Origin of the sequence: Mesorhizobium sp. 8 (assembly GCF_006351905.1) — a bacterium.
In the GTDB taxonomy this organism is placed as follows: domain Bacteria; phylum Pseudomonadota; class Alphaproteobacteria; order Rhizobiales; family Rhizobiaceae; genus Mesorhizobium; species Mesorhizobium composti.
In genome coordinates, this window is the sequence record NZ_CP040914.1 from 2,916,447 (window position 1) to 2,933,087 (window position 16,641).

The following is a 16,641-nucleotide window of genomic DNA, read 5'->3' on the forward strand; positions in this document are numbered from 1 at the left end:
AGTGGGGGTGATTTGCGCCATATGCGATTGCCCTGCCGTTTACGGGGAGAGGATGCAGGCTCCGCCACTTGAAGCCAGGCGTTAGGGGTACTACGACGCCATTGCCGTGCCGTTTACGCCAAGCCGTCACCTATGATGCAAGACACCCGCATACAGTAAAGCCCGCCTCCTGCCGGAAGCGGGCCTCGCAAATGTCTGCACCGTAAAGCCGTATCAGGCCGCCGGCTGCGCCTCGATGGTGCGCAGCGACTGCGCCTGCCGCCTGGCGGCGGCCTTGACGGCGTCCTGCACCTTTTCGAAGGCGCGCACCTCGATCTGGCGCACGCGCTCGCGGGAGATGTCGAACTCGGACGACAGTTCCTCCAGCGTCAGCGGCTCCTCGGCGAGGCGCCGCGCCTCGAAGATGCGGCGTTCGCGATCGTTCAGCACCGACAGGGCACCCGACAACATGCCGCGCCGGTTCTCCAGCTCGTCCTGCTCGATCAGCATGGTCTCCTGGCTGTCATGGTCGTCGACCAGCCAGTCCTGCCACTCGCCGCTCTCGCCCTCGGTCGCGCGGATCGGCGCGTTGAGCGAGGCGTCGCCCGACAGGCGGCGGTTCATCGACACCACCTCCTCCTCGGAGACGTTGAGGCGCGTGGCGATCTCGGCGATCTGGTCGGGCTTCAGGTCGCCGTCGTCGAGCGCCTGGATCTTACCCTTCACCTTCCTGAGGTTGAAGAACAGGCGCTTCTGGTTGGCGGTCGTGCCCATCTTGACCAGGCTCCACGAGCGCAGGATGTATTCCTGGATCGAGGCCTTGATCCACCACATGGCATAGGTGGCCAGCCGGAAGCCACGCTCCGGCTCGAACTTCTTGACGGCCTGCATGAGGCCGACATTGCCTTCCGAGATCACCTCGCCGATCGGCAGGCCGTAGCCGCGATAGCCCATGGCGATCTTGGCGACGAGCCGAAGGTGGCTGGTGACAAGCTTGTGCGCGGCGCTGGTGTCGTCATGCTCCTGGTACCGCTTGGCGAGCATGTACTCTTCCTGCGGCTGCAGCATGGGAAAGCGGCGGATTTCTTCCAGGTAGCGGGACAGGCCGCCTTCACCGGAAACGATACTGGGTAGTGTCTGGGCCATGATGAGCGCCCTCCTCTCGTGAGATAGCCCCCAAAACGCGGCGGGCTTATGACGCGGCACCCTGAAATGCGTGCGCGCGACGAACCGGACTATACAGGAACAAAACCAGAAAAGACAGCTTTTGTTCAACGTGAAACAATCTGTCACGCCAAAGTGAACAAAGCGAGTCAAGTTTATTGATGGCGGGTTCAGGAATTGCGAAAGGCGCCGGCCAGTTCCTCCATGTCGTCCGGCAGCGGCGCCTCGAACCTCATCGTCAGATGGGTATCGGGATGCGAAAATTCAAGGAGGCGGGCATGCAATGCCTGTCTGGGAAACGCCTGCACCGTGGCGCGCAACGGCTCGGGCAGGCGGTTCGCCTTGGTGCGGAAGGCCTGGCCATAGTCGCGGTCGCCGACCAGCGGATGGCCGATATGGGCCATGTGGACGCGGATCTGGTGGGTACGGCCGGTCTCCAGCCGGCATTCGACCAGGCTTGCCGGGGCGAAATCCTTGCGGCCTTCGCCGAACCGTTCCTCGACCGCGTAGTGGGTGACGGCATGGCGGGCGTCGTCGCGCGCCTCGGGCACCACGGCGCGCCGGATGCGGTCGGCGGCACGGCCGAGCGGCGCGTCGATCGTGCCGACGGCGGGGGTCGGGACGCCCCACACCAGCGCGACATAGGCGCGGCGCAGGTCGCCGGTGCGGCCGTGGTCGGCGAAGGCTTCCGACAGCGCGCGATGCGCATGGTCGGTCTTGGCCACGACCATGACGCCGGACGTGTCCTTGTCCAGCCGATGCACGATGCCGGGGCGCTTCACCCCGCCGATGCCGGACAGGCTGTCGCCGCAATGGTGGATCAACGCGTTGACCAGCGTTCCGGTCCAGTTGCCGGCGCCGGGATGCACGACCAGCCCGGCCGGCTTGTTGACCACGATCAGCGCGTCGTCCTCATAGAGGATGTCGAGAGGGATCGCCTCGCCCTGCGGCTCGGCCGGCTCCGGTTCCGGCACCTCGACCGTGACGGCGTCGCCGGCGGCGAGCTTGTGTTTCGGCTCGAAGACGGTCTTGCCGTTGGTGGAGACGGCCCCCTGCTTGATAAGCGCCTGCACGCGGCTGCGTGACAGGGCGGGGGCAAGCTGTGCCGCCAGCCACTGGTCGAGCCGCTGGCCGGCCGCGCCGGCGTCAGCCGTCAGCGTCCTCGGCACCCCTATCAATTCGTCCGGTCGTTCGTTATGAGCGCTCATCTTTTAAGAACCGCTGGATATGCCATGGCCCGGCCCGCCGCCGACGATGAAGACGAAAAGCCGCTCGATCCGAGCATCGACAGGCTGCGCCGCAAGCTCATCCGCTTCATGGGCATCAACCTCGGGCTGATCTTCCTCGCCCTTATGGTGGTGGTGGGCGCCCTTGTCTACAAGTCGTACAGGACGCCGCCGGCGTCAGCGCCGGCAAGCGATATCCCGACGCCGGACGGCCAGCCGGCCAGCGGCGACATCGTTTTGCCGGTCGGCGCGAAAATCGTGTCGCAGTCGATTTCCGGCGACCGCATCGCCATCGACGCCGAACTGGCCGACGGCAGTCGCGCCATCTTCGTCTACGACATCGGCGAGAAGCGCATGATCGGCCAGTTCGCGCTGCGCACGCAGTAGGGCAACGACCAGGCACAAACCGAGAAAAATCGTCAGGCCGGAGCGAAAGCGGTGACTCGGCGAGCACCGGAGCGGAGCGTACATGAAGTACGTGAGCACCGGAGTGCAGCCGAACGCCGTTTGCAGCCCGGCCTCACGATTTTTCAGATGACGTTCAGCTCGCGGAACGCCCGCCCCTCGGCCACCCGCTCGTAACCGAAGGCGGAGCAGTCGATGCTGCGATAGCCGCCGTGCAGGACGAGCTCGGCCAGCGCCTTGCCGACCGCCGGCGCCTGCTGCAGGCCGTGGCCGGAAAAGCCGTTGGCGAACAGGAAGTTTTTCACCTCCGGATGCGGGCCAATCACCGCGTTCTGGTCGAGCGTGTTGTAGTCGTAGTGACCGGCCCAGGCGCGCGTCATCTTGATCGCCTCGAAGGCGGGCACGCGGGTGGCCAGCACCGGCCAGATCTCGTTCTCGAACAGGCCCCACTCCGGCTCGAAATCGGCCGGGTCGGCGGCCTGCTCTCCATCCTCGACCTCGGCGCCGCCGGTAATGTAGACGGAGCCTTCCGGCCGCCACCACACGCCCGACGGATCGACGGTGAGCGGCATGTCGTCGAAGCGGTCGCGCGATTCGAAGACGAAGACCGTGCGCTTGCGCGGCTCCACCGGCAGCGCGATGCCGGCCAGCGCCGCCACCTTGCCGGCGTTCGGCCCGGCGGCGTTGACGATGGTGCCGGCTGCAAGCGTCTCGCCGTTGTCCAGCGTCACGCCGGTGACGCGGTTGCCGTCCCGCGTGATGGCGGTGACGGAGGCCGTGACCAGGTCGACGTTCATCGTCCTCAGCGCCTTGCGGAACAGGGTGAGGTAGGCGTGGGCGTCGAACCAGCCCTCGCCGCTCAAGCCATAGGCGCCGGCCGCGATTTCCTCGCCCGACAGCCAGGAAAAGCGCCGCGTGAGGGCCGCCGCATCCTCCAGCACGATGTCGGCGCCTTCGGCGACCTGCGCGCGATGGTTGGCCTCAAGGATCGGCAGGCCTTCCGCGCCGGCGAGGATCAGGTAGCCGCCCTCGCGGAAACCGATGTCGGCATCGGCACCGAATTCCTCCTTCAGCCGCCTAAACAGGCCAAGCGTGAACTGCGACAGGCGGATGTTCTCGGGGATCGAGAACTGCTGGCGGATCGAGGCGGCCGACAGCGTGGTGGCCGAATGGGTGAACTGCGGGTCGCGCTCGACCAGCGCGATGGAGCCCGAAAAGCCCTCCTTGCGCAGGAAATAGGCCGTCGAGGCGCCGACGATCGCCCCGCCGATGATGACTATGTCGTAATTGGCCATGGCCGCCTGTCCGTTTGCGAAAAGATCGCCGCTTCACTGCCTGCGCGGCCCTCTCTTGCAAGAGCCAGGCTTCAAAGGCAAGAAGACCAGATGACCGAACAGACCCTCTACCGGCCGCGCCGCTCGGCCCTCTATATCCCGGTTTCCAACGACAAGGCGCTGGCCAAGGCCCCAGGCCTCGACGCCGACGTTGTCATCTTCGACCTCGAGGACGCGGTGGCGCCCGCGGACAAACCGGCCGCGCGCGCCAAACTCGCCGCCGTCTTCGCGGCCCCTGCCGGTCGCGCCGAGCGGGTGATCCGCATCAACGCGCTGGCGAGCGAATGGGGCGCCGATGACCTTGCCGCCGCACTTGCCTGCCAGCCCGACGCCATCCTGCTGCCAAAGGTCGACACCGCCCGTGACATTCTCGAAGCCGGCGACGCGCTGGACGACGCTGCCGCCCCTGACGAAGTGAAACTGTGGGCGATGATCGAGACGCCGAAGGCGCTTTTGAATATCGGCGCGATCGCGGAGCTCGGCCGCGACCCTGCCTCCCGGCTTGCTTGTTTCGTTGCCGGAACGAACGATCTCGCCAAGGAAACCGGCGTTTTCGACCGCCGCTACCTGACGCCCTGGCTGATGCAGCTCGTGCTCGCCGCCAAGGCCGGCGGCCTCGACCTGCTCGACGGCGTCTACAACGATTTTCGCGACGCGGACGGGTTTGTTCGCGAGTGCGCCGAGGGCGCCGCCATGGGCTTCGACGGCAAGACCGTCATCCATCCCTCGCAGATCGGCCCGGCCAACGCCACTTTCGCGCCGTCGGAACAGGCTTTGGCCGAGGCGCGCGCCATCCGCGATGCCTTCACGAAGCCGGAAAACGCCGACAAGGGCGTGATCGGATTGAACGGAAAGATGGTAGAGCGCCTGCATCTGACACAGGCCGAAAAACTGCTGGCGAAGGCGGCCGCCATCGGCGCATGATCGCCCCCGATACGACCCAGCCGACTCTGAACAGGATCAAGCCATGCGCCTCTATCGTTTCCTCACCGAAGTCGACGACGCCAAGTTCTGCCACAAGGTAACAGTGGCCCTGAACAAGGGCTGGCACCTCTACGGCTCGCCCACCTACGCCTACGACAAGAAGGAAAAAATCATGCGCTGCGGACAGGCGGTGGTGAAGGACATCGACGGCCAGGAATACAAGCCCGGCGAGACAAAACTGGGCGACTGGTAAGCTGCGGACCGGCCCCTGCCGGGCATGGAAGCCTTGCCCTTGTCCTCGGGACAGCCTGGGACCAACCGTGACGATCGATCTGTCGCGGCGATTGCGCGACACCGCAACGGCAGCTTTCGCCTCAAAGGACATGGCCGGCGCGGCCTGTAATCAGGCGGGAACGTAGGTCAACCTGATGACCTCCCCGCCGATTCGCTCACTGGCCACAAGGCGGAGCGGCGGCCGGGGACCGGCAAAGAAGGGCTTGCCGCGACCGAGCGCCACGGGGTGAAGGTAGAGGCGGTATTCGTCGATCAGACCCATGTCGGTCAGGCTTTGCGCCAACTCGGGTCCGGAAGCGGAAATCTCTCCCGTCAGCCTGGCCTTCAGCCCGCGTATCGCGACCTCGACGTCATCCGCGACAAGCGTGGCATTGGGACCGACCGACTTCAACGAGCGCGATACGACCCATTTCGGCTGGCGTCGCCACGCTGCCGCGAAGTCTCGTTGTTCCCGGGTCCAGTCAGGGTGGTCGTCGTCCCAATAGCGCATGTCTTCGTACATACGGCGGCCGTAGATGCTGCCCGTCAGATCGCGAACGTGCTCGGTCCAGTGACGGAAGAGCGCGGCATCGGGCGGCGGCAAGTGCTGATGATCGACATAGCCGTCGAGGGAGAGGTTCATTCCGAATACGATCTTCGCCACGTCGCAAGATCCCTCGTCATGTCGGATAGCCTGACCCATACAAGACGAAGGACAGCGAGGCGGCCCGACATATGGCCGGAAATTTTCTCCGGCAGGGGTCGTTACCCGGTTCCCGTCGTAAAATTCCCGAAACCCGCAACGCATTTCAGGCTCGACGAGCGGCGGGTCCTCAAATCTTCCGTCTCGGTCGAACCCTGCCCGAGGATGGCGGCGGTGAAGAATGCCGGAACCTTATTCCGCCGCTTCCTCGATCCGCTCCATGTCGTCGTCCGACAGGCCGAAATGGTGGCCGATCTCGTGGATCAGCACATGGGTGACGATTTCGCCCAGCGTCTCCTCGTTCTCGGCCCAGTAGTCGAGGATGGCGCGGCGGTAGAGCGTGATGCGGTTCGGTCCTTCGCCGGTGGCCGGGTTCCAGCGCTCGGCGATGCCGCGCCCCTCGAACAGGCCGAGCAGGTCGAACGGCGTCTCCAGCGACAGGTCGTCCATGATCTCGTCGGTCGGGAATTCCGTCACCTGGATGACGATCTCGCCGGTCAGCGTGCGGAATTCCTCCGGCAGGTGCGCATAGGCCTCCAGCGCCAAAAATTCCATTTCCTCCAGCGACGGCGACAGTTCGCCATGCCAGGTGCGGGTCTTGTAGATGCGGGCCATGCTTTATCCTTGCGCTCCGCGGCATATAGGCTTTTGCACCGCGCTCGGCAAATGAGCGCGGCAGGACGGGCCGGATGCTTCCCTTCGGCGAGGAATAAATTCTTTTCGGACTCCGCTTGACTCTCGTTCCGCTCTCTGGAATCCATAAGAACATAACAGGAACATATCGGACGGAACTGACCGCCATGGCAACGCCTGCCGTGGCGCGGGACACTGTTTTTGCCCTGCGCCGGGAAATCGCGAGGATCGAAGGGAGGCTGGCGGAACGGCTCGCCCCTCCCGGCGACGATGCGGTGGTGGTGCGCGGCAGCGGCCGGGTGCTCGGCGCGGCCGACAGGCTGGCCACCGGCGTGCCGACGCTGGACGCAGCGCTCGGCGGCGGCCTGCCCAGGGCGGCGCTGACCGAGGTGCACGGCCGGCAGATGCGCGATGCCGGCGCCGGCGCCGGCTTCGTACTGGCGCTGGCCGCCCTGCTCATGAAGCAGGCCGGCGCGAACCGCCCGCTTCTGTGGATCGGCACCGGCGGCATGTTCGCCGAAGCGGGCCTTCCGCATCTGCACGGGATTGCCCGGCTTTTCGGCATCGCGGCGGGTTCGCTGCTCTTCGCCGAGGCGCCAAAGCCGGTGGACGCGCTGTGGATCGCCGAAGAGGCGGCCGCGCTGAAATCGCTGGCGGCGGTCGTCCTCGAGCTGCCCGGCAACCCGCAGCGGCTCGACCTCGATGCGACGCGCCGCCTTCACCGCCGCGCCGCCCTCGCCGGCCGGCCGTTCTTCCTGCTGCGGCATTCGGCACAAGCCGGACCGACGGCGGCGCCGCTGCGGTTCGTCGTAGCACCCGCGCCGGCAGCGCCCCGCCACATTCTCGGCCGGCCCCTTGCCGGCTCGATCGGGCCGCCGGGCTTCACTGTCACGCTCGCCAAGAACCGGCTGGCGCCGCCGACGCGCCTCGTCCTGGAATGGAACCCCGATGCCCTCAGTTTCGAACACCGCCCGGCCCTCTTCGAAGACGGAATGCAGGATCCTGTCGCTCTGGTTTCCCTATCTCGCCACGGAGCGGATATGGCGGCAGCGGCTCGGCCACGCATGGCGTACGGCATGCTCCGCTTTCCCGCCGCTGGTCGTCAGCCATAACGACAGGAACGCGCAGCGCCTGGCCGCGCTCGACCGCCGCGCCGAGGGGCTCAACCTCAGGCGCGGCATGGGCCTGGCCGACGCGCGCGCCATGCACCCCGGCATCGACGTCGTCGAGGCCGACCCGGAAGCCGACCACCGCCTGCTGGAGGCGTTGGCCGACTGGTGCGACCGTTACACGCCGCTGGTGGCGCTCGACGGCGCCGACGGCCTGTTCCTCGATATTTCCGGCTGTTGTCACCTGTTCGGTGGCGAACAGGCGCTGCTTGAGGACATGCTGCGGCGCTTCCGCGAGCAGGGTTTTGACGCCCACGCCGCGATCGCCGCCACCGCGGGAGCGGCATGGGCGGTCGCCCGCTTCCACGGCAGCGCCACGGTGCCCGGCGGCATGGAGGCCGAATGGCTGGCTCCGCTGCCGCCGGCGGCGCTCAGGCTGGAACCGGACACCTGCGCCGCGCTCGCCGGTGTCGGTCTGCGCACGGTGGGCGCCGTCAAGGCCGCGCCCCGCGCGCCGCTGGCGCGGCGCTTCGGCAAGGCGCTCATCCTGCGGCTCGACCAGGCCCTCGGCCATATCGAGGAAGCGCTGTCGCCGCGCCTGGCGGTGCCGGAGCTTTCAGCCGAGCGCCGGCTGGCGGAGCCGATCATGGCGATCGAGGATGTCGAACGCATCGTCCTTGTCCTGGCGCAATCCTTGCGGACAAGCCTGGAGCGGCGCGACGCCGGCGCACTCGCCCTGCAACTCCTGCTGTTTAGGGTCGACGGCGCGGTCGCCCGCCTGCCGCTCGGCCTGTCCTCCCCGACACGCGCGCCGGAGCGGATCGCCAGGCTTTTCCACGAGCGGCTCGACGCGCTCGGCCAAGGTCTCGATGCCGGCTTCGGATTCGATCTCGTCAGGCTTTCGGTCCTGACCGCCGGTACCCTGCCGCCGGGACAGGCCGACCTCGGCGAGCAGGCCGCCGACACCGGCGAGACCCTGTCCGAATTCGTCGACCGCGTCGGTGCGCGCCTCGGCCGCGCCGTTATGCGCCGGTCGGTCGCCGTGGCCAGCCATGTGCCGGAGCGCGCCGTCGCTTTCCTGCCCTTCGCGCCGGACATGCCGGCCGGCCCGGCCGAGGCCACTCCGGCGCCGGAGCGGCCGCTACGCCTGCTCAGGCAACCCGAGCCCGTCGATGTCATGGCCGAGGTACCGGACGGCCCGCCGCTGAATTTCCGCTGGCGCCGCGCCCGCTACCGCATCGTCAACGCCGAAGGGCCGGAGCGGATCGAACCCGAATGGTGGCGGGAGAGCCTGCCCGTCGTCGCAAGACAGGAAAACGAAGAGGAACGGACTTACGAAGGCCGCCGCAAGGCCGCCGCCGCAGAAAAACTAACGCAGCGCAGCCGGGATTATTTTACCGTCGAGGATGCCGAGGGGCGGCGTTACTGGCTCTACCGCCAGGGCCTCTACGGCCTGTCCGGACAAGTGCCGCGCTGGTTCCTGCATGGGCTGTTCGCATGAAGACGGAACCGTCCTCCGACACGCCGCCCCGCAACATACCAGCCGAGCCGCGCTACATCGAGTTCGGCGTGCAGTCGAACTTCTCCTTCCTGCGCGGCGCCTCGCGGCCGGAGGAACTGGTGGTGGCCGCCTGCCGGCTCGGCCATGCCGGCATGGGGCTGGCCGACCGCAACACGGTGGCCGGCGTGGTGCGCGCCTGGAGCGCGTCGAAACACATCCGCATCGAGGCCGGGGAAGGAGATGCGGACAAGAACGAGGCCGAACCGAAGAAACCCTTCGGACCGTTTCATCTGCCCTATCATCCCGGCTGCCGTCTCGTCTTTTGCGACGGCACGCCCGACATCCTCGCCTATCCGCGTGACCGCGCCGGCTGGGGACACCTGTGCCGCATGCTGACCCAGGCCAACCTTCGCGACGAGACCGAAAAAGGCGCCACGCTTCTCAGGCGCGCCGACCTGCTGGAATGGGGGGATCGCCTCTCCCTCGCCGTCCTGCCCGATCTTGCCGGCAAAGAAGAGGAGACGCTGGCCTTGCTGCGCGGCCTTCGCCATCGCTTCGGTGCGGCGCTGCGGCTGGCCGTTGCTCCCGCCTATGGCGGCGGCGACCGGTTCCGGCTGGAGCGGGCGGCGGCAATGGCGGCGGCGGGGATGCCGCTGATGGCGGTCAACGACGTGCTCTGTCACGCGCGCGAGCGTCGTCCCTTGCAGGACGTGCTGACGGCGATCCGCCTCAACGTTCCCGTCGCCGAGGTCGGACTGGAGCTTGCCGCCAACGCCGAGCGCCACCTGAAGTCCGGCGCCGAGATGGCGCGCCTTTTCCATAAATTCCCCGAGGCGATTGCCGAGACTGAGCGCTTCGCGGCGGAACTCGGCTTTTCGCTTGGCGAACTCAAGCACAACTATCCCGACGAACCGACCCGCGACGGCGCAACCCCCCAGCAGGAACTGGCGCGGCTCGCTCGCGAAGGCGCGGCGGAGCGCTATCCCCCCGGGGTCCCGCAAAAGGTTTCGCGGCGCATCGAGGAGGAGCTGGCGCTGATCGAGAAGATGGGCTACGCGCGCTACTTCCTCACCGTCCACGACATCGTCCGCTTCGCCCGCAGCAAGGGTATATTGTGCCAGGGCCGCGGCTCGGCAGCCAACTCGGTCGTCTGCTACTGCATCGGCATCACGCCGGTCGGCCCGGACCAGATCGACACTCTGTTCGAGCGCTTCATCTCCGAGGAGCGCAACGAGCCCCCCGACATCGACGTCGATTTCGAGCATGAGCGCCGCGACGAGGTCATGGCCTATGTCTACGAAAAGTATCAGGAGAAGCACACCGCGCTGACCGCCGCCGTGACCAGCTATCGCGGCCGTTCCGCCCTGCGCGAAGTCGCCAAGGCGATGGGCCTGTCCGACGATGTGCGCGGCGCCCTGTCGGGCTCCATCTGGGGCTGGCATTCTTCGACGCTGGGGGCGCGGGAGGCGAAAGCCGGCGGGTTCGACCCGAAAGACGACCTTTCACGGCACGTCATCGACCGCGCCAACGAGATCATGGGTTTTCCCCGTCATCTCACCCAGCACGTCGGCGGCTTCGTCATCACCAAGGACCGGCTCGACGAGATCGTGCCCATCGTCAAGACGGCGATGGACGAGCGCAAGATGGTCGAATGGGACAAGGACGACCTCGACGCGGTCGGCCTGCTCAAGGTCGACGTTCTGGCGCTCGGCATGCTGTCGTGCATCCGCCGCGCCTTCGATCTTCTCACCAGCCATTACCGACCCGTCCGCGAAGACGACGGCCGTCCCATCGTCGATATCGCCACGATGCCCAAGGAGGACGGCCGCGTCTATGACATGATCTGCCGCGCCGACACGCTTGGCGTCTTCCAGATCGAGTCGCGGGCGCAGATGTCGATGCTGCCGCGCCTGAAACCGAAGGAGTTCTATGACCTCGTCATCGAGGTGGCGATCGTGCGGCCCGGCCCCATACAGGGTGACATGGTGCACCCCTACCTGCGTAGACGTACAGAGAAAGAAGACGTCGAATATTACAAACCGGAACTTAAGCAGATTCTTAGTAAAACCTACGGCGTGCCTCTGTTTCAAGAACAGGCAATGAAAATCGCTATGGTGGCAGGTGGCTTTGAAGCGTGGGAAGCAGATAAACTGCGCCGTGCGATGGCGACATTCCGGCGTACAGGCGAGGTTGGGAAATATCGCGACCGGCTAATTACAGGAATGAAAAAAAACGGCTATCCGGAGGAATTCGCCAAACGGTGTTTTCGTCAAATAGAAGGTTTCGGCGAATACGGTTTCCCCGAAAGCCACGCCGCCTCCTTCGCCATCCTCGTCTACGCCTCCTGCTGGTTCAAGGCCTTCTATCCCGACGTCTTCTGCGCGGCGATCCTCAATTCGCAGCCGATGGGTTTCTACCAGCCGGCGCAGCTGATCCGCGACGCCCGCGACCATGGCGTCGAGATCCGGCCGGTCGACATCAACCATTCGGACTGGGACTGCACGCTGGAGCCGGCCGCCTTCGATCCCGGCCGCATCGTGCCGCGTCATGGCGAAATGCGAACCGTCATCCGCACACGCCATGCCGTGCGGCTCGGCCTGCGGCAGATCAAGGGCCTTGCCGAGGCCAGGGCAAAAACCTTCGTCGAACGGCGCGGCACCGGCTACAGGTCGATCCGCGACGTCTGGCTGCGCTCCGGCCTCGATGCCGACGAGATCGAAAGGCTGGCGGAGGCCGACGCCTTCCGCTCTCTTGGCCTCGATCGCCGCGGCGCTGTGTGGGCGGTGCGGGCGCTGGCGAAGGGCGCCGGCAAGCTGCCGCTGTTCGACCGCAGCGAGATCCGCCTCGCCGACAGGGAGCCGGCGACGACGCTGCCCGCCATGCCGGCGGGAGAGCATGTCATCCACGACTACCGTTCGCTCGGCCTGTCGCTGAAGGCGCATCCCGTCGGCTTCCTGCGCACCCGGCTCGACCGCTTGGGCGTCACCCCCAGCGAGCGCCTGTCCACGGTGCCGGACGGCAGGCGCGTTTCGGTCGCCGGCCTTGTCCTGGTGCGGCAGCGACCGGGCAAGGGCAACGCCATCTTTCTCACGCTGGAGGACGAAAAGGCGATCGCCAACGTCATTATCTGGCCGCGCATATTCGACCGCTACAGGGCCGTCGTCATGGGCGCGCGCTTCATCCGCGTCAGCGGAAAGCTGCAATCGGAGCAAGGCGTCATCCACATCGTCGCCGACCGCATCGACGACCTGACGCCCTGGCTGACGGTGCTTCTGGAAGAAGCAGCACCCCGACCGGATGCGCGCCCGAGAACCGGCCCCGACATGAACCAAGAAGATTCCACAAACGAGCCCGGCGCGTGGCGAAACGACAGCGACGGACTGGCTCGGCGCGCCCGCGAGGTGATGCCGAAAGGCCGCAATTTCCAGTGAAGGGCAGGTGCGAGATCGAAACCGAAAGGCCGCGCCGGGCAGAGCGGCGGCATTTGCAGCGTCTCCGAGGTCTTCAGCTCTCGTCGTCGGAAAGCGCACGCGCTTCCGAGGACAGCATGATCGGAATCCCGTCGCGGACCGGATAGGCGAGCCGTGCCGCCTTCGAAACCAGTTCGCCGCGGTCGGCGTTCCAGACCAGCGGCCCCTTGGTCAGCGGGCAGGCCAGCAGTTCCAGCAACCGCATGTCGACGTCCCTGCCGCTGTCGCGTCCCGCCGTCATCCGCCCGTTCCTATCCTTGACGCATGTCTCCCGAAAGCGGGAACCGGCCCCGAACTACGGAAAACGGTCATGTCTGTCCCCAGCTGCATCATTGCAGGCTGGAGCCGAAATCGTCGGCCTCGCGCGCCAGCGTCATCTCCGTTATGGCGATCAGCGTTTCGGCGCGCGCCTTGAGATCGGGCGCCTCCAGCAGCGCCTGCTTTTCGGCCGGCCCGTAAGGCGCCATCATCGACAGCGCATTGACCAGCATGGCGTCGTCGGCGCGGCTGACGCTTTCCCAGTCGGCATCCAGCTCGTTGGCCCTCAGATAGGCCCGGAACGCCTTGAGCAGGGCCGGGCGGTCGATCCCGGCATCGGCCTGTTCCGGCAGGTCGGCAAGAAAGGGCGCGATGCGGCATTGCCGGAACGCCGTCCGGACGGCGATCTCGTCGAGCACGCGAAAACGGCAGACCCCTTGCAGGGCAATCAGATAGCGGCCATCGCCGGTTTCGGTGAAGGAGGCGATGCGGCCGAGGCAGCCGACCGCGCACAGCTCCGGCTCGCCGTCCGCGCGCGCCGAACCGTCCAGCGCCGGCTGGATGATGCCGATCAGCCGCGTGCCGGCGACGGTCTCGTCGACCATCTGCAGGTAGCGCGGCTCGAAGATGTTGAGCGGCAGCCGGGCGCCCGGCAAAAGCAGCGCGCCGGCGAGCGGAAACACCGCCACCTGCGTCGGCACATCCGCTTTGGTCCGGTAATGCGCGTTTCCGGCCTGCATTGCGCTCCCAATCCTTGTCGGGACGAACCGCGCGGCCGGTCGTTCGCCTGCGGTCGATCCTCAACGATTGCCCGAAGCCGGCGGCAGGGCCGGCCTCAGGAAAACAGCAGCGACGACAGCTTGCGCCGCGCGGCCAGCGTCGCCTCGTCGGTCATGCCCCACGCCTCGAAGAACTGCAGAAGCTGGTTCCGCGCGCCATCGTCCTTCCAGCCGCGGTCCGCCTTGACGATGGCCAGCAGGCTGTCCGCCGCCTTGTCGCGTTCGCCAAGCGTATTCTGGATCATGGCCAGGTCGAAACGGGCCTGATGGTCCTTCGGGTCCTTCGCCAACCTCTCCTCGAGTTCGGCGGGATTACCCAGCGAGGCAGCCTGTTCGGCCAGCGCCATCCGCGCCCGCACGGTGGCCAGCGCCGGCGCATCCTTCTTGGCTTCCGGTACGGTGGCAAGGGCTGCCTTGGCGCCGTCCATGTCGCCGGCCTCCAGTAACAGCTCCGCCAGGCCGGCGATGGCTTCGACGGTCTCCGGCGCTTGTTCCAGCACGGCCTCGTAGATGGCGGCGGCCGTCTGCGCGTCACCAGCGTCGCGCGCTTCGGTGGCGGCAGCCAGCGCTTCGGCGATCTGCGCGGCGCCGTTGTCGGCACCGCCGAGCTTGCGGATGAACTCCTGCACCTGGCTTTCCGGCACGGCGCCCATGAAGCCGTCGACCGGCTGGCCGTCGCGGAAGGCGATGACCGCCGGGATCGACTGGATGCCGAGCTGGCCGGCGATCGACGGATGCTCGTCGATGTTCATCTTGACCAGCTTGACCGCGCCGCCCGCGGCCTTCACCGCCTTTTCGAGCACCGGCGTCAGTTGCTTGCAAGGCCCGCACCAGGGCGCCCAGAAGTCGACCAGCACCGGCTGGCGCCGCGATTCCTGGATGACGTCGGCGGCGAAGCCGGCCGTCGAGGTATCCTTGACGAGATCGCCGGCCGCAGGCGCGGCCCCGCCGTTGCCGACGGTGACCTGCGGCGACCCCATGGAATACTGGTTGCCTGTCGCGAACGGATTGTTTTCTGTCATCTGCCGCCCTTCCGCGCCGCCTTGCCGGCAGCGCCTGTCCTGTCCTTTTGCCGCGCATCCAATGTGGCGATCATGCCGAGACTTTCAAGATGAGAGGCCGATGTCCGGTCGCTTCGACGAAGCGCAGCAGATCGGTTTTGGCGATCGACGTGGTCGCCTCGTTGGTGAGGGGATGGGCATTGATCGTGTCGTTTTCCATTAGCGCCTCGTCGAGCACGACGCGGACACGGCCCTCGGTATCGTTGACCAGCCCGAAAACCGTCACCGCGCCGGGAACGACGCCGAGCAGTTCCATCAAAAGCTCCGGCTTGCCGAACGACACGCGCCCGGAAGCGCCGATCAGCGTATGGATCTGCTTCAGGTCGACCGTCGCGTTCTCCTCCACCGTGACCAGAAAGACGTTGTCCTTCTTGTCCTTGAGGAACAGGTTTTTGGTGTGGCCGCCGGCGATCTCGCCGCGCAGCGCCTGCGAATCGGCGACCGTGAACAGCGGCGGATGCCGCCGGGTGGACGTTTCGATGCCGAGTCCCGACAGGAATGCGGACAATTCGGCTTCGGTTTTGGGCATCGCGGCGCTCCGGCGTTCGGCTTGCCGCAGCTTTTGCGGCAAGCCGGCGCCAAAGACAAGGCCGCTCCCGCCGGATGGCGGACGGATGACCATCTTCGCGCTTCGCCGCAGACCTTGCGGCGAGCCGGTCGCAGGCCACAGTTCTCCTGCGGTGCCGGAACGCGAAAAAACAGTCGAATTCCCTGTTGCAATCGTCCGGCGCTTCGGCCATATAAGCGCGGCTTGCGGCCTCGGGCCGCGCGAGCGGGTGTAGCTCAGGGGTAGAGCACAACCTTGCCAAGGTTGGGGTCGAGCGTTCGAATCGCTTCACCCGCTCCAAAAGTTTTTACTTTTGAATAGCTTAGAGGCTCGGATATCCGGGCCTTTTTGCTGTTTGTCAGCCGGGCGGTCGATGCGCGGCTTCTGCCTTCCGCCGTCCTTGCAGCAGATCGTCAACAAACGCTGCGGAAACGCTCTACGCAGACATCCAGCACCTCGCCGGGATCGCGCTTCCACCAGTTTCCGGCCGAAAAGATCTCGACCTCGCACACGCCGTCGTAGCCGGCACCCTCGACGGCCGCGCGAATCGCCTTCAGGTCGGCCACGCCGTCGCCCATCATGCCGCGGTCGAGCAGGACGTCGCGCGTCTCGGCCAGCCAGTCGCACAGGTGATAGCCGAGAATGCGATGCCTGCCGGCGCGCCTCAGTTGGTCGGCCAGCATGGTGTCCCACCACACGTGATAGACATCGACGGCGATGCCGACATTGGCGCTGTCGATCCAGTCGCACAGGTCGAGCGCGTCGCGCACGGTGACGAGGCAGGAGCGGTCGCCGCCATAGACCGGATGGAGCGGTTCGAGCGCCAGGCGCACCCCGCGTTCCGCCGCATAGGGCGCGGCTGCGGCAACCCGTTCCCCGACCCGCTTCAGGCTGTCCGCCATGCCCTTCGTCTCCGGTTCGACGCCGCCGACGACGATGGTGAGCACAGGCGCCTCAAGCGCCGCCGCCATGTCGATCGACGCATGGAAATCGTCCATCAGCGCCGCGAGCGGCCGCGGCGCCAGCGGGCCGACGAGAAACGGCGTGCGGCAAAGCCCGGCGACCGCGAGGCCGGCGGCGCGGGCGCGCCGGCCGATCGTCACCGCGTTCTTGCCGATCTCGCGCCGCCAGAACACGATGCCGCCGAACCCGCGCTCGGCGCAGGCATCGATCACCCGCTCGACCGGCCAGCCGGCGCCCTGCCCCTCGACATTGTGGCCCAACGTCGCCGTGTTGAGGGCGAGGGCGGAATGGTCGTGACGGAAATCGCGCATC

Annotated in this window: 16 protein-coding genes and 1 tRNA gene; 7 read left to right on the plus strand and 10 right to left on the minus strand. The window is 66.7% G+C overall.

Features of this window, described 5'->3' with window-relative positions; all coding sequences use genetic code 11:
• Window positions 1-213: 213 nt before the first annotated feature.
• Together rpoH and FGU64_RS14270 are read right to left on the minus strand one after the other, a co-directional pair.
• On the minus strand, window positions 214-1,125 hold the full coding sequence (rpoH, locus tag FGU64_RS14265) for an RNA polymerase sigma factor RpoH (RefSeq protein ID WP_136357585.1): 912 nt from the start codon (window positions 1,123-1,125) through the stop codon (window positions 214-216).
• A 188-nt stretch (window positions 1,126-1,313) separates the two neighbouring features.
• Window positions 1,314-2,351, minus strand: a complete 1,038-nt coding sequence (locus FGU64_RS14270) for an RluA family pseudouridine synthase (RefSeq protein ID WP_139953811.1) — start codon at window positions 2,349-2,351, stop codon at window positions 1,314-1,316.
• A gap of 24 nt (window positions 2,352-2,375) precedes the next feature.
• Here FGU64_RS14270 and FGU64_RS14275 point away from each other — a divergent pair, with 24 nt between their 5' ends.
• A complete protein-coding gene (locus tag FGU64_RS14275; RefSeq protein ID WP_136357581.1) occupies window positions 2,376-2,756 on the plus strand; it encodes a fimbrial protein in 381 nt (126 codons plus the stop codon).
• Window positions 2,757-2,899: 143 nt separating this feature from the next.
• Here FGU64_RS14275 and FGU64_RS14280 read toward each other — a convergent pair whose 3' ends face one another.
• Window positions 2,900-4,069 (minus strand): FAD-binding oxidoreductase, encoded by a 1,170-nt coding sequence (locus tag FGU64_RS14280; RefSeq protein WP_139953812.1) that lies wholly within the window; start codon window positions 4,067-4,069, stop codon window positions 2,900-2,902.
• A gap of 90 nt (window positions 4,070-4,159) precedes the next feature.
• Here FGU64_RS14280 and FGU64_RS14285 point away from each other — a divergent pair, with 90 nt between their 5' ends.
• A complete protein-coding gene (locus FGU64_RS14285; protein ID WP_139953813.1) occupies window positions 4,160-5,032 on the plus strand; it encodes a CoA ester lyase in 873 nt (290 codons plus the stop codon).
• A gap of 43 nt (window positions 5,033-5,075) precedes the next feature.
• Window positions 5,076-5,285, plus strand: a complete 210-nt coding sequence (locus tag FGU64_RS14290; protein WP_139953814.1) for a DUF1737 domain-containing protein — start codon at window positions 5,076-5,078, stop codon at window positions 5,283-5,285.
• 150 nt (window positions 5,286-5,435) lie between these two features.
• Here the strand turns inward: FGU64_RS14290 and FGU64_RS14295 are convergent, their stop codons facing one another.
• Together FGU64_RS14295 and FGU64_RS14300 are read right to left on the minus strand one after the other, a co-directional pair.
• Entirely contained in the window at window positions 5,436-5,969 is a 534-nt protein-coding gene (locus FGU64_RS14295) for a dihydrofolate reductase family protein (RefSeq protein WP_139953815.1), read from the minus strand.
• 231 nt (window positions 5,970-6,200) lie between these two features.
• Window positions 6,201-6,623, minus strand: a complete 423-nt coding sequence (locus FGU64_RS14300; protein ID WP_139953816.1) for a metallopeptidase family protein — start codon at window positions 6,621-6,623, stop codon at window positions 6,201-6,203.
• A 185-nt stretch (window positions 6,624-6,808) separates the two neighbouring features.
• On the opposite strand from FGU64_RS14300, the gene FGU64_RS23555 reads away from it, so the two are divergent.
• Genes FGU64_RS23555 through FGU64_RS14315 form a run of 3 tightly spaced genes read left to right on the plus strand, consistent with a single transcriptional unit; the run spans window position 6,809 to window position 12,682 of the window.
• The gene (locus FGU64_RS23555) at window positions 6,809-7,753 is read left to right on the plus strand and encodes a hypothetical protein (protein ID WP_139953817.1); all 945 of its coding nucleotides are present in this window, start codon (window positions 6,809-6,811) and stop codon (window positions 7,751-7,753) included.
• A gap of 19 nt (window positions 7,754-7,772) precedes the next feature.
• Window positions 7,773-9,251, plus strand: a complete 1,479-nt coding sequence (locus FGU64_RS14310; protein ID WP_246671349.1) for a DNA polymerase Y family protein — start codon at window positions 7,773-7,775, stop codon at window positions 9,249-9,251.
• Window positions 9,248-12,682 (plus strand): error-prone DNA polymerase, encoded by a 3,435-nt coding sequence (locus tag FGU64_RS14315; protein WP_139953819.1) that lies wholly within the window; start codon window positions 9,248-9,250, stop codon window positions 12,680-12,682. Before FGU64_RS14310 ends, FGU64_RS14315 begins: the two co-directional genes overlap by 4 nt.
• A 73-nt stretch (window positions 12,683-12,755) precedes the next feature.
• On the opposite strand, the gene FGU64_RS14320 is transcribed toward FGU64_RS14315, so the two are convergent.
• The 4 genes from FGU64_RS14320 to FGU64_RS14335 form a co-directional block, all read right to left on the minus strand.
• Window positions 12,756-12,962, minus strand: a complete 207-nt coding sequence (locus FGU64_RS14320) for a Trm112 family protein (protein ID WP_139953820.1) — start codon at window positions 12,960-12,962, stop codon at window positions 12,756-12,758.
• Window positions 12,963-13,050: 88 nt separating this feature from the next.
• Window positions 13,051-13,719, minus strand: coding sequence for an LON peptidase substrate-binding domain-containing protein (locus FGU64_RS14325; RefSeq protein WP_139953821.1), 669 nt, complete (start codon window positions 13,717-13,719; stop codon window positions 13,051-13,053).
• Window positions 13,720-13,814: 95 nt separating this feature from the next.
• Window positions 13,815-14,738: a thioredoxin gene (trxA, locus tag FGU64_RS14330; RefSeq protein ID WP_246671350.1), complete on the minus strand. Its 924-nt coding sequence runs from the start codon at window positions 14,736-14,738 to the stop codon at window positions 13,815-13,817.
• 112 nt (window positions 14,739-14,850) lie between these two features.
• Window positions 14,851-15,348, minus strand: a complete 498-nt coding sequence (locus FGU64_RS14335; RefSeq protein ID WP_139953823.1) for a prolyl-tRNA synthetase associated domain-containing protein — start codon at window positions 15,346-15,348, stop codon at window positions 14,851-14,853.
• A 243-nt stretch (window positions 15,349-15,591) separates the two neighbouring features.
• On the opposite strand from FGU64_RS14335, the gene FGU64_RS14340 reads away from it, so the two are divergent.
• Window positions 15,592-15,666 (plus strand) — tRNA-Gly (locus FGU64_RS14340).
• Window positions 15,667-15,779: 113 nt separating this feature from the next.
• Here the strand turns inward: FGU64_RS14340 and FGU64_RS14345 are convergent.
• Complete coding sequence (locus FGU64_RS14345) at window positions 15,780-16,640, minus strand: sugar phosphate isomerase/epimerase family protein (protein ID WP_139953824.1); 861 nt, start codon at window positions 16,638-16,640, stop codon at window positions 15,780-15,782.
• Between the last annotated feature and the right edge of the window lies 1 nt (window position 16,641).